Genomic DNA, 23707 nt, shown 5'->3' with positions numbered 1-23707 from the left:
TCGCTCGTCGTCGCTCGTCGTCGCTCCTCGCTCCGCCGCGCGCTCACGCCGTACGGCGCCGTCCAGGCCCCGCTCCCCGCCCTCCCCGCTGCCCCTCTTCCGGTCCTCTGCTTCGTCCCCGGCCCCGGCCCCCGCCCCGGCCCCGCAGCAGCTCCAGCAGGCCGGCCGGTTCCGGGAGCACCGCATACGCCGCGTCCAGCAGGTCTCCGCGCTCGCCCGCGCTGCCCGCCTGGGCGGCGAGCCGTCTCAGAGAACGGGACAGCAGCCCGCGCAGCGCCTCCTCGGTGTCCTCCCGGCCGAACAGCTCACCGGCGGGGAACCCGCTCCCCCAGCCACCGGCCGGGCGGCAGGCCAGCGCGTGCTCCCGCAGCTCGGCCACCAGCCGGTCCCAGGAGCCGCTGCCGTCCAGGTTCAGTCCGGCCAGCCGTTCGGCGGCCTCGCTCAGCTCGGCGGCGAGCGGTCCGGCTCCGCCGGTCAGCCGGCCGGCCAGGATCCGCACGGCCGCCAGGCGGGCGGTGTCGTAGTGCCGGGAGGTGGTCGGCACCCCGTCCAGCACCTCGACGGCCGCGCGGCGTCCGCCGTGGCGCAGCCGGACGCGGGCCAGCCCGAAGGCGGCGCTGCCCTGCGTGGGGTCGCGCCGCAGAACGGCTTCGTAGAACTCCTCGGCCTGCGCCGCGCGGTCCCGTGCCTGCGCCGCCTGGGGCTCGGTGGCCTCCCGCAGCCGCTCGGCCAGGTACTCGGCGCAGTATCCGAGCGCCAGCTTCGGCGCCGCCTCGCCGGGCAGCGCCGCGTAGGTGGCGGCGAACTCGTCCTCCGCGCGGTCGACCGCGCCGCGCGTGAGGTGGACCAGACCCCGGTGCCAGAAGATTCGCCAGTCGTAGTCGCCGGTCCACCCCTTGGCCCGGTCCACCCACTCCGCGGCCCGTCCCGCGTTCCCGGCGTCCAGGTAGGCGCGGCACAGCCACAGCGCGGTCTCGACGGTGCGCAGCGCCGGGTCGCCCTCCGCGCGGGCGGCGATGCGGTCGGGGGTGTCCGCGGCCAGCCCGCCGAGCAGTACGGCCGCGTGGTCGGAGGCGTCGGGCAGGGGGACCGGCAGCGCACGCGTGGTCGCCCGGGGCTCGGGCGCCCCGGCAGGCAGCCCGGGTGCGTCGGTGCCGGGGGCGCGGGTCCACCGCTCCAGCGGCGGGACCGTGCCGAGGGCGGCGCCGAAGACCGCGGCGGTGGGCTCGAACCGGGTGGAGCGCTCCGGGTACGGCTCGTGCCCGCCGAGCGCCTGGTGCTCGCGCAGCACCTCCCACAGCTGCCGGGACATCTCCGCGGCGGAACGGAACCGGGCGGCGGGCTCGTGGTGCGTGGCCCGGCGGATCAGCGCCTCGAAGGAGCGGGCGGCCAGTCCGGCGGGCCGGGCGGCGCGCTCGGCGAGGACCTTCAGGGTCCGTCCGACGGTGTACAGGTCGCTGTCGGTGTCGAGGCCGCGTTCGTCGCGCTCCTGCTTCGGCGGGGCATAGCCCTGGGTATGGACGAGCCCGGAGGAGCGGTCGTCGATCCGGCGGACGGCGCCCAGGTCGATGACCTTGATCTCGCGGCCGTAGTGGATGACGTTCTCGGGCTTCATGTCGCAGTAGAGCAGCCCTCGGTCGTGCAGGTACTCCAGTGCCCCGAGGATCTTGCAGCCGTACGTGATGACGTGCCCGAACTCCAGACCGCCCGGCCCGAAGAGCCGGGTCAGCTCGTCCTCGGGGGCGAAGCGGATCCAGGCGAGGGAGCGGCCGCCGACGTACTCCATCACGATGTAGCCGGTCGGCTCCGCGTCGCCGGGCGCCCGGTGCTGCACGTGGGTGACAATGCGGACGATGTCGCGGTGGTGCAGCGTGGTGAGCGAGCGGCGTTCCTCCACCGCCACCCGCCGGGCCACGGCGTCGCCGGTGTTGATCAGCCCCTTGAGGACGACGTGCAGGCCGGGCACGCGGTTGTCCTCGGCCAGGTAGACCCAGCCGTGGCCGCCGACGGCGAGGTAGCCCAGTACCTCGTAGTGGCCGCCGACCCGGTCGCCGGGACGCAGCTTCGGCAGGAACGAGTACTTCCGGCCGCAGTCCGGGCAGTACCCGTGGTCGGGCGCGGGACCGCCGTCGTAGGAGACACCGATGGTTCCGGCGCAGTTGTCGACACCGCAGCGCCGGCCGCCGGTGGGTGGCCGGGCGACGGTGTCGGCGGCTTCCGCGGGGTCCGGGGAGGACAGGTGGGGCAGGGCCGGCAGTCCGTCCCGGTCCAGTCCGCCGGCGGCCGGCCCGGTGGGGCCCTCCGGGGTCTCGGCGGACGGGACGGCACCGGTCGGGCCTGCGGCGACTCCCGCGGACGGGGGTTCGGGGGCGGGCGGACGGCGGTAGCAGGTGTCGCAGAACCCGGTGACCATGACGCGGCCCGGGCAGCCGGTTCTGGCGCAGGCCGTCTCGCTCATGCCGGGGCTCCTCGTGAGGCCGTGGGCGGGCACGGACCGGCCGGGGAGGTGCGCGGCGCCGTCACGCGCCGCCTCCCCGTTGGTCGCCGTAACCGCCGCGTCCGGGATGGTCGCCGTACCCGTCGCGTCCGGGGCGATCGTCGTACCCGCCCTGTCCGCGGTCGTCGCCGTACCCGTCGACGCGGTGCGTGTAGGCGTCCACCGCCGCCTCCGCCTCCCGTACGTCGCAGGGTCTGGCGCTCAGCAGGGCGTGGGCCCGCAGGTAGAGGTCGTCCACCGCGGGATCCTCCTCGCCCTGCAGCCGGTGCTGGAGCAGGACCTGGTAACTGCGCAGGCGGCCAGTGAGTTCGTCGCGCCGGTCGCGGAGCCGGTCCAGCTCCGCGAGGCTCGTCGCCAGCCGGCCCGCGACCCGGTCGGCCAGCCGTTCGTAGCGGTCCGGGTCGGCGCCGGGGCCGTGGCCGGGGCCGTGGCGATCCCCCTCCCGGTCGCGTTCCCGGTCTCGGTCGTCCGCGCGACGCAGGTCGGCGAGGGCCGCTTGGGCGGCCACCAGCTCCCTGTCCAGCTCCCTGCCGAAGGAGCGCGCGTCCTGCGGGACGACGGCGGAGAGACGTTCGTGCAGCTCTCCCGCGAGCGGACCGGTGATCTCCCTGAGCCGGTCGACGAGCCGGGCGCGACGCTCCCGCGCGGGCCGGACGAGCAGCTGGTCGCGTGCCCGGCGGCAGCAGTCGCCGTCCGTGCGGAAGACCAGCAGGAGACGGCTGCCGCCGGCGCGCAGCACGGCGAGCAGGTCGAGGACGGCGGGCGGGTCGACCGCCTCGTCGACGCCGACGACGACCAGGTTGAGGGTGCCCTTCGCGGCGCGGACACGGTCGAGCGGAGGGTCCTCCGGGCGCTGCCACAACCCCATGCGCTCGGCGATCCGCTCGGCGATCCGGGCCGAGGTCCGTCCGCTCGCGTGGACGGCGAGGTCGTGGCCGCCGACGGACGGGACGGTGCCGGGCGGATCGAGGAAGGCGCGGTCGACGGAGACCGGGGGACGCGACTCGCGGTCGGCGAGGGTGATGGCGCGGCGCAGGGTGGATTCGCGCGCCGCGTCCCCGTGCCGGACGACGCTGATCTTCACCCGGCTGCCGTCGTCGCTGAGCCAGGCTGCGAGGCGCTGGGCGAACGGCTCGTCGAGCAGGCCGGGGACGACGTCGTCGCTGGTGGAGCGCAACCGGGGGTCGAGGCCGCTGAGTCCCGTGGTGACGGATTCCAGCCGGGGCAGGTGGCCGACGATGGTGTCGGCGGGGCTCATGAAGGTGAACCGGTTGCCGTGCCGGTCCTCCTGGCCGCTGAGCACCATGCCGATGACCTCGCCGGTGTCGCTGTCGGCGACGCCCGCTCCGCTGCACCCGGGGCTGGCCAGCTCACCCGGACTGGCCGGGACGAGCTGGACCTGCCCGTCGCGTCCGCAGCCGCCGACGGCGGTGGCGCGGAACCAGATGCCGCCGTTGTGCTCGTACGGGAAGCCGTACATCCGCACCTCGCGGGTGGACGTGGACAGCTTCCGCAGCCGTACCGAGTCCTCGGCGGGGCGGGGCCGCTCCAGCCGCAGCAGCGCCACGTCGCCGCTGGGGTCGCCGTCGGCGTCCCGGGTCTCCGGCACGTAGGCGTCGCCGTCCAGCCGGGCGGGGACCGCGGGCACGCTGCGGTCGGCCGCGCCGACGAACTCCGCGGTCATCCGGTCCGCCGTCCGGTCCACCACATGGGCGCAGGTGAGCACCCGGTCCGGAGTCAGCAGAATGCCGGCTCCCGCAATCTCCCCGTCCGCTCCCCGGATCCGGACCGCCCAGCTCGGCGTTCTCATCCACGAGTCGGCCGGGGCTCCCCCGCCAGCAGCCATATACGAACTATACGGGCGGGTGCTCCTGCCGCATACTGACGCGACAAGAGTGAACACTCTGTGTATGGGGGCGAGTTGACGAGCGAACAGGAGTTCGTGGGTCTGGCCGAGGTCATCGGCCGGATCCGGGGCGAGCTGGACGAGGCCCGCGCCGAGGCGGAGGGCAGGGACCTCGGTTTCGCCGTGGAGAACGTGAGCCTGACCTTCACGGTGCAGGTGCACCGCTCCGGCAGCGGCCGCGGCGGTGTCCGGATCGGCGTGGTGACGGCCGAACTCGGCGGTTCGGTCGACCACCAGACCACCCATCAGGTCCAGGTGGACCTGAAACCGGAGCTGCCCGGCGGGGACCGGGTGAAGGTCAGCCGGCGGTAGGGCCGGGTCGGCGCCGCCGGCACCCGGCGCCGGTCACGAGGCCCTCAGGAGGTCCGGCGGACGAGCGCCAGGTACATGGCGTCCGTGCCGTGCACGTGCGGCCAGAGCTGGACGTCGGGGCCCTCGCCCAGCGCGGGGACGCCGGGCAGCAGGGGCCGGGCGTCGAGCAGTTCGGCACCGGGCCGACGCTTGAGGACGTCGGCGACGACCGCGCGGGTCTCGGCGAGGTGGGGCGAGCAGGTCGCGTAGGCGACGACGCCGCCGACGCGTACGGCCTCCAGGGCCTCGCGCAGCAGGCCGCGCTGGAGCGGCGCGAAGCCGTCGAGGTCCTCGGGGCGGCGCCGCCAGCGTGCCTCGGGACGGCGGCGCAGGGCGCCGAGACCGGTGCACGGCACGTCGACCAGGACCCGGTCGAAGCTGCCGGGGCGCCAGGGCGGACGGGTGCCGTCGGCGGCGATCACCTGGTACGGCCCCGGGTTGCCGGCCAGCGCCTTGGCCACGAGGCCCGCCCGGTGCGGCTGCTTCTCGGAGGCGATCAGGAAGGCGCCCCGTTCGGCGGCCAGGGCACCGAGGAGCGCGGCCTTGCCGCCGGGGCCCGCGCACCCGTCGAGCCAGCGCCGGTCGGGTCCGTCCAAGGGCGCGTCGGCGAGGGCCAGGGCGACCAGCTGACTGCCCTCGTCCTGCACACCGGCGCGCCCCTCCCGCACCGCCTCCACGGCTCCGGGCTCGCCGCCCTCGCTCAGCCGCACCGCGTACGGCGACCAGCGGCCCGCGACGGCGGCCTCCTCGCCGAGCAGTTCGTCGCGGGTGGCCCGGCCCGGCCGCGCGACGAGCGTGACCTCGGGCCGTTCGTTGTCGGCCGCGAGCAGTTCCTCGATGCCGGCCCGGCCACCGCCGAGCGAGTCCCACAGCGCGGAGACCACCCAGCGCGGGTGCGAGTGCACGACGGCCAGGTGGTCCTCGGGGTCCTCGTCGTAGGGCGGCGCGACCCGCGCCAGCCACCCGTCGAGGTCGTCGCGCGCGACCTTGCGCAGCACGGCGTTGACGAACTTGGCCCGTCCGTCGCCGAGCACGACCCGCGCCAGTTCCACGGAGGCGGAGACGGCGGCGTGGGTGGGGATCCGGGTGCCGAGCAGCTGGTGCACGCCCAGGCTGAGCACGTCCAGGACCGGCGGGTCGACCTCGCGCAACGGCCGGTCCACGCAGTCGGCGATGACCGCGTCGTACGTCCCCTGCCTGCGCAGCGTCCCGTACACCAGCTCGGTGGCGAGCGCGGCGTCCCGGGCGTCGAACTTCTCGGGCCCCTCCTTCTCACGCGCCTTGCGCAGCAGCGGCGGCAGCACGAGGTTGGCGTACGCGTCGCGCTCGTCCACGGCCCTGAGCGCCTCGAAGGCGAGGAGGCGGACGGGGTCCTTCTGGGGCCTGCGGTACGGCTTGCCGGGCTTGCGGGGACGGCGGGGCTGCTCGCTCACGAAAAAGGTGCTCCGGATGTGGGGTGAAGTGCGCTCACCAGCGTACGCCGGGCGCGGCACGGGGCGGTGGGCCGATGCGGGGGCGGGACGGGTGCCGCGGCGTTGCCGGGGCGCGGGTCAGTCGCCGAGTTGCGCGCCCTCGGTGATCCGCGCGCCGCGCGCCCAGTCGGCGGCCCGCATCGGCTTCTTGCCCTGGGCCTGCACCCACAGCAGCTCGACGGCGTACGAGCCGGTGCCGACGTACACGTTGTTCTTGCCTGCCGCGAGCTGCCCGGGGGCGAGGTCGGTCCTCTCCGGCAGAGGCACGGCCTGGACGAGCTTGAGCCGCTCGCCGCGGAAGGTGGTCCAGGCGCCGGGTGCCGGGGTGCAGCCGCGCACGACGCGGTCGACGCGCAGCGCCGGGGCGGTCCAGTCGACCCGGGCGTCCTCGACGGTGATCTTGGGAGCGAGGGTGACGCCCTCGGCCGGCTGCGGTACGGCCTTGAGGCTGCCGTCCTCGATGCCGTCCATGGTGGCCGCGAGCAGGCCGGAGCCGGCGAAGGCCAGCCTGGTCAGCAGGTCGCCGCTGGTGTCGGTGGGGCGGACGGTCTCGGTGACCGTGCCGTAGACGGGGCCGGAGTCTAGGCCCTCCTCGATCAGGAACGTGGACGCGCCGGTCAGCTCGTCGCCGGCCATCAGCGCGTGCTGCACGGGGGCGGCACCGCGCCAGGCGGGCAGCAGCGAGAAGTGCAGGTTGACCCAGCCGCGGGCGGGCACGTCCAGGGCGACACGGGGCAGCAGGGCGCCGTAGGCGACGACGGGGCAGCAGTCGGGCGCGATCTCGCGCAGCCGCTCCAGGAAACCGGGGTCGCGGGGCTTCGCGGGCTTGAGCACCTCGATCCCCGCCTCCTCGGCCCGCTCGGCCACGGGAGAGGCGACCAGCCGTCGCCCGCGCCCGGCCGGAGCGTCGGGCCGCGTGACGACGGCGGCCACCTCGTGCCGCTCGGAGGCGATCAGGGCGTCCAGGGCGGGAACGGCGACCTCGGGGGTACCGGCGAAGACCAGCTTCATGGGTGGGACGGGCCTCTCGGGCGGGGGTGGTTGCGGGCGACGCACCAGTCTACGAGCCCGCCGCCGACGGACGACCTCAGACGGCCCGGCACCCACCCACCGGGCCCCGGCCGGCGCGGACGGGACGCGGATGGGGTGGCACCGGACAGGAACCCGGTGGCCCGGACGAGGCCCCTGGGAGCCGGGCGAGGGCCGGGGCGGACCGGACGAGTAGCCGTAGGGACCGGACGGGGACCGGGGGCCGGACGCGGACCGGTGGACCGGACGGAGGACCGGGGGCCGGACGCGGACCGGTGGACCGGACGGAGGCCCGGGGGCCGGGCGGAGGCCCCGGGTGGACCGGACCCGGACCGGCGAACCGGACGGAGGCCAGGGTGGGCCGGACGGGGAACCGGCGCGACCGGACGCGGACCGACGGGCCCGGGCACGGACCGACGGGCCCGGACACGGACCGGACAGGCCCGAGGCGCACCCGCCCCCGGAGGCAGGCGCACGCACACGCTTCCGCGCCCCCACCCCGTGACCAACGACGCACCCGCACGTTGGTCAAGAAAGAGTTGACACACCGGACCGCCCGCGCGGTCCGATTCCTTTCAACGCCGGTTCGAGAGGCTTGTTCATGGCCGACCACGCAACCCACGACGCCCAGGCTCGGGCCAGCCTGCACTTGCTGGTGCGGGACATCGAGCGGGTCCGCCGGCAGGTGGACGCACTGCGCACCCTCACCGCCCAGCTGGGCAACGTCTACCGCCCGCGTCGCTCCGGCCCCTCCACGGGCTTCGTCGTCTACGGGCGCGCCCCCGCCCCGACGGTCCGTCTCGCGCAGGAGCTGCGGGACAGTGTCGAGACCCTCGTCACGGCCGCCGTGGACTTCGACCGCTCGCTCGGCTTCTCGTGGGACGCGGTGGGCTCCGCGCTCGGCGTCACCAAGCAGGCGGTGCACCGTCGCTACGGCTCCCGCCGCGCCGCCGCGCCGACGGCGTCCGCCGCCGAGGCCCCCGACGAGCAGGCGCCGGAAGCCCCCGGCACCCGCCCGGTCAACGTCGGTCTTCCCCCCGCACCCACGGTTCCGGCGGCCCGCTCCATGCCGACCCAGCCGACGTCGGGCAGTCCGGCCCTGCGCGACGAGGTCCGCCCGACGGCCTTCCCCGGCCCGCGCAACGGCTGAACCCCGGCGGCCGAGCCGCGACGACACGTCGGCCCTCCCACTCTCGGGCACCCCACTCTCGGGCATCCGCGAACGGGGAGGGCCGCGGCGTGTCCGCGCCCCGCCCCCGGCGCCGGACGCGCCGGACGCCGAACGGGCGCGCCCCAGGCACTCGGCCCTGGGCCACGGCCCACCCCCTCACCCGATGTCGGGCGGATCGATACGCACCCAGACCGCCTCTTCACTCCCCCGACTCCCGCGCGCCGTCCGTGCCGTCCGCGCCGCCTGCGCGGTCTTCAGCGCGCCGGCCAGCGCCGCCCCGCGTCCGGGAGGCACCCGGACCAGCGCCCGTTCCCAGTGCTCACCGGGCGGCGGCGCCCCCACCCGCCGGGGCCGCCCCTCCGCCGTGACCGGCAGGGGCACGGGGCCGAGCACCTCCGCCTCGCCCGGCAGCTCGACGGCGCGCAGAAAGCCGGCCACGGCCTCCGGGGGCCCCGTCACGGCCGCCATCCGCGACACCGGCGGAAAGCCCAGCTCCGCCCGCTCCCCCAGTTCCCGTACGGCGTGGCCGACCGGGTCCCAGCGCACCAGCGCCTGCACCGGCCGCAGGGTCGGCTCGGCGATCGCGACGACGGTGCCCCCGGCGCTCTGCGGCCGGACCAGGGAGGCGGCGGCCAGCCAGCGCCGCAGCGCGTCCTCACCGGCGCGCAGATCGGGCCGGCCGAGCATCGCCCAGCCGTCGAGCAGCAGCGCCGCCGTGTAGCCGCCCTCGGCGACGGGTTCGGCCCCCGGTGTGCTGACGACCAGTGCGGGCGCCTGCGACACGGTGTCCAGCACCTGCTCCCGGCCGGAGGTGCGCACCGGCACCGCCGGGAAGGCCCGGCCCAGTTCCTCCGCGGTGCGCCGGGCCCCCACGACCTGCGCCCGCAGCCGGAAGCCGCCGCACTCCGGGCAGTGCCAGTCGCCCTCCTCGCGCCCGCACCAGCCGCACCGCAGGACGGACGCGGACTCCTGCCCCTCCAGCGGACCCGCACAGTGCCGGCACCGCGCGGGCGTCCGGCAGGCCGCACACGCCATCCGCGGTACGTAACCCCGCCGGGGCACCTGTACGAGTACCGGACCGTGGCGCAGTCCGTCCCTGACGACCTGCCAGGCGAGGGTCGGCAGCCGGGCGGCGCGGGCGGCCTCGTCCCGGGCCAGGTCCTGGTCCCCCACGGTGCGCACCAGCGGGGCCGCGGCCCGCACCTGCTCGCGGGCGGCGACCAGGGGCCGGGCCCAACCGGTCTCCACGAGCTGGGCGGCGTCCACGGTGCAGTTCCAGGCGCCCAGCAGAAAGGCGCACCGGTCCTGGGCGGCGCGCAGCAGCAGGACCTCGCGGGCGTGCGGCTGGGGGGCGTGCGGCTCGCTGTGGCTGTCGTCGCCGTCGTCCCAGAGGGCGACCAGGCCGAGGTCCCGCACCGGCGCGAACATGGCGGCGCGGGTCCCCACGACGGCCCGCACGGCGCCTCGGCGCACCGCGAGCCACTGCGCGTACCGCTTCTCGGGCCCGGCGTCGGCGGTGAGTACCGCGTGGCGCCCCTCGCCCAGCAGGGCGGTCAGCGCGGCGTCCACGCGGGCCACCGCCCGGCCGTCGGGCAGGACGACGAGCGCTCCCCGGCCCGAGGCGAGGGTCGCCGTCACGGCACGGGCCAGTTCGTCGGCCCACTGCGGTCCGGGCAGCGCGTTCCACACCGCACGGGGCGCGCTTCCCGCGGCGAGGGCCGCGACGAAGGCGGCACCCTGCTCGTACCGCGTCCACGATCCCGGCTCGGGCGGGGCCGGCGGGGGCAGGGGCTGCGGCGAGGGCCGCTTCTCGGCGCGCGCGTTGCGCGGGGGTACGGCGAGCTGGAGGACGTCGGCGACGCTGCCCGCGTACCGGTCGGCCACCGCGCGGACGAGGCCCAGCAGCTCCTCGTCGAGGATCCGCTCGGGCGAGACGACCTGGGCCAGGGCGGCCAGGGGGCCCGAGTAGTCGGATTCGGCGAGCCGCTCGATCAGGAACCCGTCGATGAGCCCCCCGCCCTCGCGCCGCCCGTCCCGCACCCGGTGCCGTCCGGCCCCGAAGCGGACCCGCACCCGCACACCGGGCTGTGCCTCGCCGTCCAGTTCCTCCGGTACGGCGTAGTCGAAGTACCGGTCGAGGTGGAGCACACCCTTGTCGACGAGGACCCTGGCGACCGGCCGTTCCTTGGCGAGCGCGGCTCCGCGCCAGGTGCGCGGCTTGGCCCGCGGGGTCTTCGCGCGGCGCACCGTCTCCCGGATGAGCGCGAGCTGCTCGGGCGGCGCGTCGTCCGCGCCGCCCCCCGCCGGTTCGTTCTCGCTGCTCACGCGTGCATTCTCGCAAAGCCCACTGACAACGGCCGCACTGACAACGGCCGCACTGACAAGGACCCCGGGCAAGAAGCCCTGACAAGAAGCCCTCGGACAAGGGCACCGGTGTCGGAGTGCGCACGGCGAAGCCCGGCGCCCACTCGGGGACACCGGGCCTCGCCGTGTGCCGTCGGGCGTGTGCCCGGAGTCTTACAGTCCCGTGGCCTTGCGCAGCGCGTCCACGCGGTCCGTGCGCTCCCAGGTGAAGTCGGGGATCTCCCGGCCGAAGTGGCCGTACGCGGCGGTCTGGGCGTAGATCGGGCGGAGCAGGTCGAGGTCGCGGATGATGGCGGCCGGACGGAGGTCGAAGACCTCGTCGATCGCCTTCTCGATCTTCTCGGTGTCGATCTTGGCGGTGCCGAAGGTCTCCACGAAGAGTCCGACCGGCTCGGCCTTGCCGATGGCGTAGGCGACCTGGACCTCGCAGCGGGCGGCGAGGCCGGCGGCCACCACGTTCTTGGCGACCCAGCGCATCGCGTAGGCGGCGGAGCGGTCGACCTTCGACGGGTCCTTGCCGGAGAACGCGCCGCCGCCGTGGCGGGCCATGCCGCCGTACGTGTCGATGATGATCTTGCGGCCGGTCAGGCCGGCGTCGCCCATCGGGCCGCCGATCTCGAAGCGGCCGGTCGGGTTGACCAGGAGGCGGTAGTTCTCCGTGTCGAGCTTGATGCCGTCGTCCAGGAGCGCCTTGAGCTCGGGCTCGACGACGAATTCCTTGATGTCGGGCGCCAGCAGCGACTCGAGGTCGATGTCGCTCGCGTGCTGGGAGGAGACGACGACGGTGTCGAGGCGGACGGCCTTGTCGCCGTCGTACTCGATGGTGACCTGCGTCTTGCCGTCCGGGCGCAGGTAGGGGATGGTGCCGTTCTTGCGGACCTCGGAGAGGCGCTTGGACAGGCGGTGGGCCAGGAAGACCGGCAGCGGCATCAGCGTCGGCGTCTCGTCGGACGCGTAGCCGAACATCAGGCCCTGGTCGCCGGCGCCCTGCCGGTCCAGCTCGTCCTCGTCGCCCTCCACCCTGTTCTCGTAGGCCGAGTCGACACCCTGCGCGATGTCCGGGGACTGGGCGCCGATGGAGACCGAGACGCCGCAGGAGGCGCCGTCGAAGCCCTTCTTGGAGGAGTCGTAGCCGATCTCCAGGATCTTGCCGCGGACCAGGTTGGCGATGTCGGCGTAGGCCTTGGTGGTGACCTCGCCGGCCACGTGCACCAGACCGGTGGTGATCAGGGTTTCGACGGCGACCCGGGAGGTCGGGTCCTCGCGCAGGAGCGCGTCGAGAATCGTGTCGCTGATCTGGTCAGCGATCTTGTCGGGGTGACCTTCGGTCACGGACTCCGAGGTGAACAGGCGACGGGACACAACGCTCCCTGGGGTTGCAGCGGCTGCTGGCTGATCAGTTGTGGACGGCACGGGGAGCTGCACCCGGCGACGTCCGAGAACAGTTTATCGGTCGCACTCTGCCACGGGCCCACCTGTCTCAGCTCTCGGGAGGGCTGTGACCTGCGGCACGGGCATTCTGCCCGGAACGAGGCGTTCTTGGCCAGGGGCGCCACGCTCGAAACACGGGGTTCACGAGGTCCGCGGGGTGAACGGTTCGTTCAGTGGAGTGAAGGGTCCGTCCGGCCGAGCCGTTCCGCCACGAGGTCCCACACCGTTTCCGCCAGGGCTTCCTTGGGTCCGTGGGCCACCGGGGTCTCGCTGCCGTCGGCGCCGAGGATCACGGCCTCGTTCTCCTCGGCGCCGAAGGTCTTGCGCTCGCCCACCTCGTTGACCACGAGCAGGTCGCAGCCCTTGCGCTTGAGCTTGGTCCGGCCGTTCGCGAGGACGTCGTCGGTCTCGGCGGCGAAGCCGACGACCACCTGCCCTGAGCGGGCCCGGCTGCCCGAGACCTCCGCCAGGATGTCCGGATTGCGCACCAGGGCGATCGGCGCGGGTTCCTGGCCGTCCTGCTTCTTGATCTTCCCGCCGGCGTACGTCGCCGGCCGGAAGTCCGCCACCGCCGCGGCCATGACGACGGCGTCGGCGTCCGCCGCGGCGCGCAGCACGGCCTCGCGCAGCTCCACGGCGGTGCCCACCGGCACCACGTCCACGCCGGCCGGGTCGGGCAGCGCCGCGTTCGCCGCGAGCAGCGTGACGCGGGCACCGCGGGCGGCGGCGGTACGGGCGAGGGCGTAGCCCTGCTTGCCGGAGGAGCGGTTGCCGAGGAAGCGGACCGGGTCGAGGGGCTCCCGGGTGCCGCCGGCGCTGACGACGACGTGCCGGCCGGCGAGGTCGGGCTCCCGCACGCCGCGGGCCAGCACCCGGCGGCAGGCCTCGAAGATCTCGCCCGGGTCCGGCAGCCGCCCCTTGCCGGTGTCGGCGCCGGTGAGGCGGCCGACGGCCGGCTCCAGGACGACCGCGCCGCGGCGGCGCAGCGTCGCCACGTTCTCCCGGGTGGCCGGGTGCTCCCACATCTCGGTGTGCATGGCGGGGGCGAAGACGACCGGACAGCGGGCCGTGAGGAGCGTGTTGGTCAGGAGGTCGTCGGCGAGGCCGTGGGCGGCCTTGGCGAGCATGTCGGCGGTGGCCGGGGCGACGACGACCAGGTCGGCGTGGCGGCCGATGCGTACGTGCGGGACCTCGTGGACGTCGTCCCACACCTCGGTCGACACCGGGTTGCCGGACAGGGCCGACCAGGTGGCGGCGCCGACGAAGTGCAGCGCCGAGGCGGTGGGGACGACGCGGACCTCGTGCCCCGACTCCGTGAACCTGCGCAGCAGCTCACAGGCCTTGTACGCGGCGATGCCGCCGCTGACCCCCAGAACGACCTCGGTCTTGTCCACCGTCTCTCCCGCCCTCTCTCCGACTCTGCTCCCGCTCGGCCGCGGCGCCCGGCTCTCCCGCTCGGCCGTGGCGCCCGGCAGCCGCGCAGGACCCATCACACACCACAGGCCCCGCGGACGGGCCGCCGGGCCTGTGGAAAAGTCAGCGTAAGGCTGAAGATCTTACCGCCGATGTGGCGCTGAACCGCTGGCGCTACTGCGCCGGACCCTCGATGGCCTCGGAGGTCAGCAGTCCCGCGTTGATCTCGCGCAGGGCGATCGAGAGCGGCTTCTCGTGCACGTGGGTGTCGACGAGCGGACCGACGTACTCCAGGAGGCCCTCGCCGAGCTGCGAGTAGTACGCGTTGATCTGGCGGGCCCGCTTGGCCGCGTAGATCACGAGGCTGTACTTCGAGTCCGTGGCCTCGAGGAGCTCGTCGATCGGCGGGTTGATGATGCCCTCGGGCGCGGAGATGGGAGAGGACACGCTCTACCTTCCGATGGATGGGAAAGATTTCGGTCGGGATGACCGGTCGAGGTGATCGGCCGGCTGATCGGTCGCGATCAGCAGACCACTCACGATCACACGACGTTCGTCAAGGCTAGCAGCTCGCGCGCCACGTCCTCGACGGAGGTGTTGACCAGGGTCTGGTCGAACTCGGGCTCGGCCGCCAGCTCCACCCTGGCCGCGGTGAGGCGGCGCTCGATCACCTCCGGCGACTCCGTGCCCCGCCCGGTGAGCCTGCGCACCAGCTCCTCCCAGGAGGGCGGGGCCAGGAAGACCAGCCGGGCCTCGGGCATGGACTCGCGGACCTGACGGGCGCCCTGGAGGTCGATCTCCAGGAGCACCGGCTCACCGGCACCGAGGCGCTCCAGCACCGCCGCGCGCGGCGTGCCGTAGCGGTTGCCGGCGAACTCGGCCCACTCGAGCAGCTCGCCGTTGGCGATCAGCTTGTCCATCTCCTCGTCGGTGACGAAGAAGTAGTGCACACCGTGCTGCTCGCCGGGCCGGGGCCGGCGGGTCGTCGCCGAGACCGACAGCCATACCTCGGGGTGTTCCTTGCGCATATGGGCGACGACCGTGCTCTTGCCGACCCCCGAGGGGCCGGAGAGCACGGTCAGTCGCGGACGTGCGTCCGGGGGTACGGGGGACGTCCCCCGGGGTGTTGCAGCCATGCGGCGATTATTCCAGCAATCCCGGAGTGGTCCGGACTCAGCTGCCGGTGCTGCCGAACTCACGCTCCAGGGAGGCGATCTGGTTGGAGCCGAGGCCGCGCACGCGACGGCTCTCGGAGATGCCCAGACGCTCCATGATCTGCTTGGCGCGGACCTTGCCCACGCCCGGCAGGGACTCGAGGAGGGCGGAGACCTTCATCTTCCCGATGACGTCGTTCTCCTGGCCCTGCTTGATGACCTCGTGGAGGGAGGCGCCGGAGTGCTTGAGTCGATTCTTGACCTCGGCCCGCTCCCGGCGAGCCGCGGCGGCCTTTTCGAGCGCGGCTGCGCGCTGTTCAGGGGTAAGGGGCGGAAGAGCCACGCCTACGTCACCTCGGATGTCGAACTGTCGGATACGGACCGGTGAGGAACCTAGTCGCCCCACACCTGGTGAGCCACGAGCAACACGCTCGCCCGTTGACTCTCGACGGAGACTAGCGGTCAAGTCCGCCAGAGTCAGCGAGAACAGCGGAAAAGTCCTGGTCAGCCTCTGCCAGGCCAGACATTTAGGACATACTGCCTCTGATTTGAGGATGTATCCAGAGTCAGGGCGGAGTCAGGACCCCGTGACCGCGGTCCTGATCTCCTCCGCGAAACGGCCTGCGGCCGTCCGCAAGGCGCCCACATCCGGCCCGTGACGCAGAACACCCCGGCTGGCGCTGGGCACCACGTTGCGCACCGCCGCCCCGAAGACCCGCGGCAGATCCGCGGGCGTGGCGCCCTGGGCGCCGATGCCGGGCGCCAGCAGCGGACCGTTGACGCCCAGGTCGTACGCGGACAGGTCGCCGAGGGTCGCCCCGACCACCGCGCCGAAGGAACCGAGGGGCTCCTCCCCCGCGTTCTCGGCGGCCAGGTGCGCCAGCATCGTCGCCCCGACGCTGCGCCCGTCGTCCCGCACCGCGTGCTGGACCTCGGCGCCCTCCGGGTTGGAGGTGAGCGCCAGCACGAACAGGCCCGCTCCGCTCTCGCGCGCGAGGTCGACGGCGGGCCTCAGCGAGCCGTAGCCGAGGTACGGGGAGACGGTCAGCGCGTCCGAGAACAGCGGCGCGTCCTTGTGCAGAAACGACTCGGCGTAGGCGGCCATGGTGGAGCCGATGTCGCCGCGCTTGGCGTCCATGACGACCAGGGCGCCGGCCGCCCGCGCCTCCCGCACCGACTCCTCCAGCACCGCGACGCCGCGCGAGCCGAAGCGCTCGAAGAACGCGCTCTGCGGCTTGAGGACGGCGACCCGGCCGGCCACCGCCTCGACGACGGTGCGGCTGAACCGCTCCAGGCCGGCCACGTCGTCGTTCAGGCCCCACTCGGCGAGCAGGGAGGCGTGCGGGTCGATGCCGACGCACAGCGGGCCGCGCTCGTCCATCGCGCGGCGCAGGCGCGCACCGAAGGGCTCGGTCATACCGTCTTCCTCACGTCGGCGCCGACCGCGTCGGCGAGGGTGGCGTACGGGCTCTGCCGCAGCCGTGCGGCGAGCCCCTTGTGGAGACCGCGAGCGTAGAACGGCCCCTCGTAGATGAACGCGCTGTAGCCCTGGACCAGGGTGGCACCGGCGAGGATGCGCTGCCAGGCGTCCTCGGCGCTCCCCACGCCGCCGACGCCGACCAGGGTGATCCGGTCCCCCACGCGCGCGTACAGGCGCCGCAGAACCTCCAGGGAGCGCGCCTTGAGCGGCGCTCCGGACAGGCCGCCGGTCTCCTGGACGAGGGCCGGCGGAGAGGTCAGGCCGAGTTCCTCGCGCGCGATGGTGGTGTTGGTGGCGATGATGCCGTCGAGGCCCAGCTCCACGGCCAGGTCGGCGACCGCGTCCACGTCCTCGTCGGCGAGGTCCGGCGCGATCTTGACCAGCAGCGGGACGCGCCGGGCGGTCACCGCGCGGTCGGCGGCCTCGCGGACGGCGCTCAGCAGCGGGCGCAGCGCCTCGGTCGCCTGGAGGTTGCGCAGCCCGGGCGTGTTGGGCGAGGAGACGTTGACGACCAGGTAGTCGGCGTGCGGGGCGAGCCGCTCGGCGGACTTCACGTAGTCGTCGACGGCCTCCTCCTCCGGGACGACCTTGGTCTTGCCGATGTTGACGCCGACGACGGTCCGGAAGGCGGGCGTGCGGGAGGCGAGGCGGGCCGCGACGGCCAGTGAGCCGTCGTTGTTGAAGCCCATGCGGTTGATCAGCGCGCGGTCGCCGACCAGCCGGAACAGCCGCTTCCCGGGGTTGCCGGGTTGCGGCTCGCCGGTCACGGTGCCGATCTCGACGTGGTCGAAGCCGAGCATGGCCATGCCGTCGATCGCGACCGCGTTCTTGTCGAATCCGGCGGCGAGCCCGAAGGGCCCGTGCATGCGCAGGCCCAGGGCCTCGGTGCGCAGTTCCTTGTGGCGGGGCGCGAGCGCGGCGGCCACGAAGGTGCGCAGGACGGGGACGCGGGCGGCCAGGCGGATCCAGCGGAAGGCGAGGTGGTGGGCCCGCTCGGGGTCCGTGCGGGAGAAGACGAGCTTGAAGAAGATCTTGTACATGTGTCCTCGGGAAGCCTCTGTGAGCCCGAAGCCGCTGAGCCGCTCAGGGCCTCATGAACGAGGGGGACACCGTTTCCGGTGTCCCCCTTTCTGCGGCGCTAGTCGCGGGCCGCGGTCAAGAACTCGGCGTGTTCCTGGAGCGAGCGCACTCCGACCTCGCCGCGGCCCAGGGCGTCGATGCCCTGGACGGCCGCCGCCAGCGCCTGGACCGTGGTCAGGCAGGGCACGGAGCGGGCCACGGCGGCCGTACGGATGTCGTAGCCGTCGAGGCGGCCGCCGGTGCCGTACGGGGTGTTGACGATGAGGTCGACCTCGCCGTCGTGGATGAGCTGGACGACGGTCTTCTCACCGTTCGGCCCGGTGCCCTCGGACTGCTTGCGCACCACGGTGGCGTTGATGCCGTTGCGCCTGAGCACCTCGGCGGTGCCGGAGGTGGCCATCAGCTCGAAGCCGTGGGCGACCAGCTCGCGGGCCGGGAAGATCATCGAGCGCTTGTCGCGGTTGGCGACCGAGATGAACGCCCGCCCCTTGGTCGGCAGCGGCCCGTACGCGCCCGCCTGCGACTTGGCGTACGCCGTGCCGAAGAGGGAGTCGATGCCCATGACCTCGCCGGTGGAGCGCATCTCCGGGCCGAGGACCGTGTCGACGCCGCGGCCGTGGACGTCCCGGAAGCGGGACCACGGCATGACGGCCTCCTTGACGGAGATCGGCGCGTCCAGCGGCAGGTCGCCGCCGTCGCCCCGGGCCGGGAGCAGGCCCTCGGCGCGCAGCTCCGCGACGGTCGCGCCCAGCGAGATGCGGGCGGCGGCCTTGGCCAGCGGCACCGCGGTCGCCTTGGAGGTGAAGGGGACGGTGCGCGACGCGCGCGGGTTGGCCTCCAGGACGTAGAGGATGTCCCCGGCCAGCGCGAACTGGATGTTGATCAGGCCGCGCACGCCGACGCCCTTGGCGATGCCCTCGGTGGAGGCGCGCAGCCGCTTGATGTCGAAGCCGCCGAGCGTGATCGGGGGCAGGGCGCACGCCGAGTCGCCGGAGTGGATGCCGGCCTCCTCGATGTGCTCCATGACGCCGCCGAGGTACAGCTCCTCGCCGTCGTACAGGGCGTCGACGTCGATCTCGATCGCGTCGTCCAGGAACCGGTCGACGAGGACCGGCCGGGACGCGCTGATCTCGGTCGACTCCTCGATGTAGGCCTCCAGCCGGGTCTCGTCGTAGACGATCTCCATGCCGCGTCCGCCGAGGACGTAGGAGGGCCGCACGAGGACCGGGTAGCCGATCTCGTCGGCGATGGACTTGGCCTCGGCGAAGGTGGTGGCGGTGCCGTGCTTGGGGGCGGGGAGCCCGGCCTGCGCCAGGACCTGTCCGAAGGCGCCGCGGTCCTCGGCGGCGTGGATGGCCTCGGGCGGGGTGCCGACGACCGGCACCCCGTTGTCCTTGAGCGCCTGGGACAGGCCCAGCGGGGTCTGGCCGCCGAGCTGCACGACCACGCCCGCGACCGGTCCCGCCTGCTGCTCGGCGTGGACGATCTCCAGGACGTCCTCCAGGGTGAGCGGCTCGAAGTACAGCCGGTCGGAGGTGTCGTAGTCGGTGGAGACGGTCTCCGGGTTGCAGTTGACCATGACGGTCTCGTACCCGGCGTCGGAGAGTGCGAAGGAGGCGTGGACGCAGGAGTAGTCGAACTCGATGCCCTGGCCGATGCGGTTCGGCCCGGAGCCCAGGATGATGACGGCGGGCTTCTCGCGCGGCGCGACCTCGCTCTCCTCGTCGTAGGAGGAGTAGAAGTACGGGGTCCGCGCGGCGAACTCGGCGGCGCAGGTGTCGACCGTCTTGTAGACCGGGCGGATGCCGAGCGCGTGCCGGACCTCGCGGACGACGTCCTCGCGCAGGCCGCGGATCTCGCCGATCTGCTGGTCGGAGAAGCCGTGGCGCTTGGCCTCGGCGAGCAGCTCGGCGGTCAGCTCGGGTGCCGCGGCCAGCTCGTCGGCGGTCTCCTTGATGAGGAAGAGCTGGTCGACGAACCAGGGGTCGATCTTCGTGTACGCGAAGACCTCCTCGGGCGTGGCGCCCGCGCGGATGGCCTGCATGACGGCGTTGACGCGCCCGTCGGTGGGCCGGACCGCGTCCTTGAGCAGCTCCACCTTGTCACCGGCCGCGCCGACGAAGGTGAACTGGCTGCCCTTCTTCTCCAGCGAGCGCAGCGCCTTCTGGAACGCCTCGGTGAAGTTGCGGCCGATGGCCATGGCCTCGCCGACCGACTTCATGGTGGTGGTCAGCGTGGAGTCGGCGCTCGGGAACTTCTCGAAGGCGAACCGCGGCGCCTTGACGACCACGTAGTCGAGGGTCGGCTCGAAGGAGGCCGGGGTCTCCCGCGTGATGTCGTTCGGGATCTCGTCGAGGGTGTAGCCGACGGCCAGCTTGGCGGCGATCTTGGCGATGGGGAAGCCGGTCGCCTTGGAGGCCAGCGCGGAGGAGCGCGACACGCGCGGGTTCATCTCGATGACGATGACGCGGCCGTCGGCCGGGTCGACCGCGAACTGGATGTTGCAGCCGCCGGTGTCGACACCGACCTCGCGGATGATGGCGATGCCGACGTCGCGCAGCACCTGGTACTCGCGGTCGGTCAGCGTCATGGCGGGCGCGACGGTGATCGAGTCGCCGGTGTGCACGCCCATGGGGTCGAAGTTCTCGATGGAGCAGACGACCACGACGTTGTCGTTCTTGTCGCGCATCAGCTCCAGCTCGTACTCCTTCCAGCCGAGGATGGACTCCTCCAGGAGCACCTCGGTGGTCGGCGAGAGGGTGAGGCCCTGCCCGGCGATGCGGCGCAGCTCCTCCTCGTCGTGGGCGAAGCCGGAGCCGGCGCCTCCCATGGTGAAGGAGGGGCGCACGACGACGGGGTAGCCGCCGAGTTCCTCGACGCCCCTGAGGACGTCGTCCATGGAGTGGCAGATGTAGGAGCGGGCGGACTCGCCGTGGCCGGTCTTCTTGCGGACCTCCTCGACGACCTCCTTGAACAGGTCGCGGTCCTCGCCCTTGTTGATGGCCTCGACGTTGGCGCCGATCAGTTCCACGCCGTACTTGTCGAGGACGCCGTTGCCGTGCAGCGAGATGGCGGTGTTGAGGGCCGTCTGGCCGCCCAGGGTGGGCAGCAGGGCGTCGGGCCGCTCCTTGGCGATGATCTTCTCGACGAACTCGGGGGTGATCGGCTCGACGTAGGTGGCGTCGGCGATCTCCGGGTCGGTCATGATCGTCGCCGGGTTGGAGTTCACCAGGACGACGCGCAGGCCCTCGGCCTTGAGCACACGGCACGCCTGGGTGCCGGAGTAGTCGAACTCGGCGGCCTGGCCGATGACGATCGGGCCGGAGCCGATGACCAGGACGGACTGGATATCGGTGCGCTTAGGCACGCTGGCCCTCCATGAGGTTCACGAAGCGGTCGAACAGGTAGGCGGCGTCGTGCGGGCCCGCTGCCGCTTCGGGGTGGTACTGGACGCTGAACGCGGGCCGGTCGAGGAGCTGGAGGCCCTCCACCACGTTGTCGTTGAGGCAGACGTGGGAGACCTCGGCGCGGCCGTAGGGGGTGTCGGAGACCTGGTCAAGCGGGGCGTCGACGGCGAAGCCGTGGTTGTGCGCGGTGACCTCGACCTTGCCGGTCGTACGGTCCTGCACCGGCTGGTTGATGCCGCGGTGGCCGTACTTCAGCTTGAAGGTGCCGAACCCGAGCGCGCGGCCCAGGATCTGGTTGCCGAAGCAGATGCCGAAGAGCGGGGTGCCGCGCTCCAGGACGCCCCGCATGACCGAGACCGGATGGTCGGCGGTGGCGGGGTCGCCGGGGCCGTTGGAGAAGAACACGCCGTCGGGGTTGACGGCGTAGACGTCCTCGACGCCGGCCGTGGCGGGCAGGACGTGCACCTCGATGCCGCGCTCGGCCATGCGGTGCGGGGTCATGCCCTTGATGCCGAGGTCGACGGCGGCGACGGTGAACTTCTTCTCACCGACCGCCGGAACGACGTACGCCTCGGTGGTGGCGACCTCGGCGGAGAGGTCGGCGCCGGTCATCTCGGGGGCTTTCTGGACGCGGGCCAGCAGTGCGGCGTCGTCCTGGATCGCGTCCCCGCTGAAGACGCCGACGCGCATGGCGCCGCGTTCGCGCAGGTGGCGGGTGAGGGCGCGGGTGTCGACGCCGGAGATGCCGACGACGCCCTGGGCGGCCAGCTCCTGGTCGAGGGAGCGCGTGGAGCGCCAGTTGGACGGCACGCGCGCGGGGTCGCGCACGACGTATCCGGAGACCCAGATCTTCCTGGACTCCATGTCCTCGTCGTTGATGCCGGTGTTCCCGATGTGCGGGGCGGTCATGACGACGACCTGGCGGTGGTACGACGGGTCGGTGAGGGTCTCCTGGTAGCCGGTCATGCCGGTGGAGAACACGGCTTCGCCGAAGGTGGCCCCCACGGCCCCGTAGGCACGGCCGCGGAAGATCCGGCCGTCCTCCAGGACGAGTACGGCGGGAGTCCGGTGGGCTCCCCTGGTGGAGGTCGTCATCGTGCGCCTTCCGTTTCCGTCTTGTTGATCATGTCGTTCAGGGTGTCGACCCACTCGTTGTGCTCGGCCGCGTGGTCGGAGCGGAAGCCGGAGTCGATCTCCTTGCCGCCGTGTGCCCAGGTGACGACGAGCAGGCCGCCCTCGGTGAGGACCTTGCCGGCGATCCCCTTGTCGAGCCGGGCCTCGCGGAGCGCGGCGAGCGGGACGAAGAAGTCGGCGGCTCCGGGCCGTACGACGTCAAGGCCCGCGTCCGTCAGGGTCAGCTCGACCCGGCTGCGGGTGCCCAGGCCGTGCGCGACGATGCGGTCGAGCCAGTGCCCTGCGGTGGTGGAGCCGTGGTAGCGGCCGCTCAGGGACAGGCGCGCCGGGCCGGGGGCCTCGGGTGCGCCGGGCAGCTCGGGCAGGTCGCTCTGGAGCGTGCCGCGCCACTTCCAGCCCTCGCGCATCAGCCAGTAGACGAGCGCGACGAAGAGGCCGAGGCCGACGACCCAGCCGACGCGGGCGGCCCAGTCGGTCACTTCCGCCGATTCCTTCTCGGCGGCCAGCAGGATTACCGGTGCTACAGATGTCACGTGAGCTTCCCGTCGACGAGCGTGGCCTTGCCCCGCAGCCACGTGTGCGTCACACGGCCCGGCAGCTCACGACCCTCGTACGGGGTGTTGCGGCTGCGCGAGGCGAAGCCCGCGGGGTCCACCTGGCCACGGTATGCCGACTCGACGAGGGTGAGGTTGGCGGGCTCACCAGCCGAGACGGGACGGCCGTGCCCGGTGGCCTGTCCGATCTGCGCGGGCTTGAAGGACATCCGGTCGGCGACGCCGGCCCAGTCCAGCAGGCCCGTGTCCACCATGGTCTCCTGGACCACCGACAGCGCGGTCTCCAGGCCGACCATGCCCATGGCGGCGGCGGCCCACTCGCAGTCCTTGTCCTCGTGCGGGTGCGGGGCGTGGTCGGTGGCGACGATGTCGATGGTGCCGTCGGCGAGCGCCTCGCGCAGGGCCATGACGTCGCGCTCGGTGCGCAGCGGCGGGTTGACCTTGTAGACCGGGTTGTACGACCGGACCAGCTCGTCGGTGAGGAGCAGGTGGTGCGGGGTGACCTCGGCGGTGACGTCGATGCCGCGGGACTTGGCCCACCGGACGATCTCGACGGATCCGGCGGTCGACAGGTGGCAGATGTGGACGCGGGAGCCGACGTGCTCGGCGAGCAGCACGTCGCGCGCGATCACCGACTCCTCGGCGACGGCGGGCCAGCCGCCGAGGCCCAGCTCGGCGGAGACGACGCCCTCGTTCATCTGGGCGCCCTCGGTGAGCCGGGGCTCCTGGGCGTGCTGGGCGACGACGCCGCCGAAGGCCTTCACGTACTCCAGGGCGCGGCGCATGATCACGGCGTCGTGGACGCACTTGCCGTCGTCGGAGAAGACGGTGACGCCGGCCGCGGACTCGTGCATCGCGCCCAGCTCGGCGAGCTTGGCGCCCTCGAGGCCGACGGTGACGGCGCCGATGGGCTGCACGTCGCAGTAGCCGGACTCCTGGCCGAGCCGCCAGACCTGCTCGACGACGCCGGCGGTGTCGGCGACCGGGAAGGTGTTGGCCATGGCGAAGACGTTGGTGTAGCCGCCGCTCGCCGCCGCGCGGGTACCGGTCAGGACGGTCTCGGAGTCCTCGCGGCCGGGCTCGCGCAGGTGGGTGTGGAGGTCGACCAGGCCGGGGAGCAGCACCTTGCCGTCCGCCTCGACGACCTCGGCGCCCTCGGCGGGCAGGTTCCGGCCGACCGCCTCGACGACGGCGCCGTCGATCAGGACGTCCTGCGGGTCGCCGCCGAGCACCTTCGCACCGCGGATCAGGGTCTTGCTCATGT

The 23707-nt window shown here is 73.5% G+C and carries 18 protein-coding genes; 2 read left to right on the top strand and 16 right to left on the bottom strand.

All coding sequences use genetic code 11. The features are described 5' to 3' along the window. Nucleotides 1-43: 43 nt before the first annotated feature. Both IG94_RS0115155 and IG94_RS0115150 read right to left on the bottom strand, forming a co-directional pair. Nucleotides 44-2458, bottom strand: coding sequence for a tetratricopeptide repeat protein (locus IG94_RS0115155; protein WP_078892304.1), 2415 nt, complete (start codon nt 2456-2458; stop codon nt 44-46). Between the two features lie 61 nt (nt 2459-2519). Further along, nucleotides 2520-4343: a S1 family peptidase gene (locus tag IG94_RS0115150; protein ID WP_078892303.1), complete on the bottom strand. Its 1824-nt coding sequence runs from the start codon at nt 4341-4343 to the stop codon at nt 2520-2522. A 75-nt stretch (nt 4344-4418) separates the two neighbouring features. Between IG94_RS0115150 and IG94_RS0115145 the strand changes: the two genes are divergently transcribed. Beyond that, nucleotides 4419-4715, top strand: a complete 297-nt coding sequence (locus IG94_RS0115145; protein ID WP_031035784.1) for a trypco2 family protein — start codon at nt 4419-4421, stop codon at nt 4713-4715. A 44-nt stretch (nt 4716-4759) separates the two neighbouring features. Here the strand turns inward: IG94_RS0115145 and IG94_RS0115140 are convergent, their stop codons facing one another. Further along, the gene (locus IG94_RS0115140; RefSeq protein ID WP_031035782.1) at nt 4760-6187 is read right to left on the bottom strand and encodes an RsmB/NOP family class I SAM-dependent RNA methyltransferase; all 1428 of its coding nucleotides are present in this window, start codon (nt 6185-6187) and stop codon (nt 4760-4762) included. Between the two features lie 117 nt (nt 6188-6304). Continuing rightward, entirely contained in the window at nt 6305-7237 is a 933-nt protein-coding gene (gene fmt, locus IG94_RS0115135) for a methionyl-tRNA formyltransferase (protein ID WP_031035780.1), read from the bottom strand. A gap of 619 nt (nt 7238-7856) precedes the next feature. Here fmt and IG94_RS0115130 point away from each other — a divergent pair. Continuing rightward, a complete protein-coding gene (locus IG94_RS0115130) occupies nt 7857-8405 on the top strand; it encodes a hypothetical protein (RefSeq protein ID WP_031035778.1) in 549 nt (182 codons plus the stop codon). 177 nt (nt 8406-8582) lie between these two features. Here the strand turns inward: IG94_RS0115130 and IG94_RS0115125 are convergent, their stop codons facing one another. The 12 genes from IG94_RS0115125 to IG94_RS0115070 form a co-directional block, all read right to left on the bottom strand. After that, on the bottom strand, nt 8583-10751 hold the full coding sequence (locus IG94_RS0115125) for a primosomal protein N' (RefSeq protein ID WP_031035776.1): 2169 nt from the start codon (nt 10749-10751) through the stop codon (nt 8583-8585). A 192-nt stretch (nt 10752-10943) separates the two neighbouring features. Further along, nucleotides 10944-12152 carry a methionine adenosyltransferase gene (metK, locus tag IG94_RS0115120; protein ID WP_031035774.1) on the bottom strand — a complete coding sequence of 403 codons (1209 nt, stop codon included), beginning with the start codon at nt 12150-12152 and terminating at the stop codon, nt 10944-10946. A gap of 239 nt (nt 12153-12391) precedes the next feature. Continuing rightward, nucleotides 12392-13615, bottom strand: a complete 1224-nt coding sequence (gene coaBC, locus IG94_RS0115115; RefSeq protein WP_031035773.1) for a bifunctional phosphopantothenoylcysteine decarboxylase/phosphopantothenate--cysteine ligase CoaBC — start codon at nt 13613-13615, stop codon at nt 12392-12394. Nucleotides 13616-13808: 193 nt separating this feature from the next. Next, the gene (gene rpoZ / locus IG94_RS0115110) at nt 13809-14081 is read right to left on the bottom strand and encodes a DNA-directed RNA polymerase subunit omega (RefSeq protein WP_031035771.1); all 273 of its coding nucleotides are present in this window, start codon (nt 14079-14081) and stop codon (nt 13809-13811) included. Between the two features lie 95 nt (nt 14082-14176). Then, nucleotides 14177-14770, bottom strand: coding sequence for a guanylate kinase (gene gmk / locus IG94_RS0115105; protein WP_052410695.1), 594 nt, complete (start codon nt 14768-14770; stop codon nt 14177-14179). A 37-nt stretch (nt 14771-14807) separates the two neighbouring features. After that, nucleotides 14808-15131 (bottom strand): integration host factor, encoded by a 324-nt coding sequence (locus IG94_RS0115100; RefSeq protein ID WP_003977346.1) that lies wholly within the window; start codon nt 15129-15131, stop codon nt 14808-14810. Between the two features lie 234 nt (nt 15132-15365). Further along, nucleotides 15366-16205, bottom strand: coding sequence for an orotidine-5'-phosphate decarboxylase (gene pyrF, locus IG94_RS0115095; protein WP_031035765.1), 840 nt, complete (start codon nt 16203-16205; stop codon nt 15366-15368). Then, a complete protein-coding gene (locus IG94_RS0115090) occupies nt 16202-17308 on the bottom strand; it encodes a quinone-dependent dihydroorotate dehydrogenase (protein WP_031035763.1) in 1107 nt (368 codons plus the stop codon). Before IG94_RS0115090 ends, pyrF begins: the two co-directional genes overlap by 4 nt. A 98-nt stretch (nt 17309-17406) precedes the next feature. Beyond that, entirely contained in the window at nt 17407-20715 is a 3309-nt protein-coding gene (gene carB, locus IG94_RS0115085) for a carbamoyl-phosphate synthase large subunit (RefSeq protein WP_031035760.1), read from the bottom strand. Beyond that, complete coding sequence (carA, locus tag IG94_RS0115080; protein WP_031035758.1) at nt 20708-21850, bottom strand: glutamine-hydrolyzing carbamoyl-phosphate synthase small subunit; 1143 nt, start codon at nt 21848-21850, stop codon at nt 20708-20710. Before carA ends, carB begins: the two co-directional genes overlap by 8 nt. Beyond that, nucleotides 21847-22422: a PH-like domain-containing protein gene (locus IG94_RS0115075; RefSeq protein WP_031035757.1), complete on the bottom strand. Its 576-nt coding sequence runs from the start codon at nt 22420-22422 to the stop codon at nt 21847-21849. The genes carA and IG94_RS0115075 overlap by 4 nt, the downstream gene beginning before the upstream one ends. Beyond that, complete coding sequence (locus IG94_RS0115070; RefSeq protein ID WP_031035755.1) at nt 22419-23705, bottom strand: dihydroorotase; 1287 nt, start codon at nt 23703-23705, stop codon at nt 22419-22421. The genes IG94_RS0115075 and IG94_RS0115070 overlap by 4 nt, the downstream gene beginning before the upstream one ends. Between the last annotated feature and the right edge of the window lie 2 nt (nt 23706-23707).

Source organism: Streptomyces olivaceus, assembly GCF_000721235.1.
In the GTDB taxonomy this organism is placed as follows: domain Bacteria; phylum Actinomycetota; class Actinomycetes; order Streptomycetales; family Streptomycetaceae; genus Streptomyces; species Streptomyces olivaceus.
This window is presented reverse-complemented; position numbering and strand designations above follow the sequence as displayed.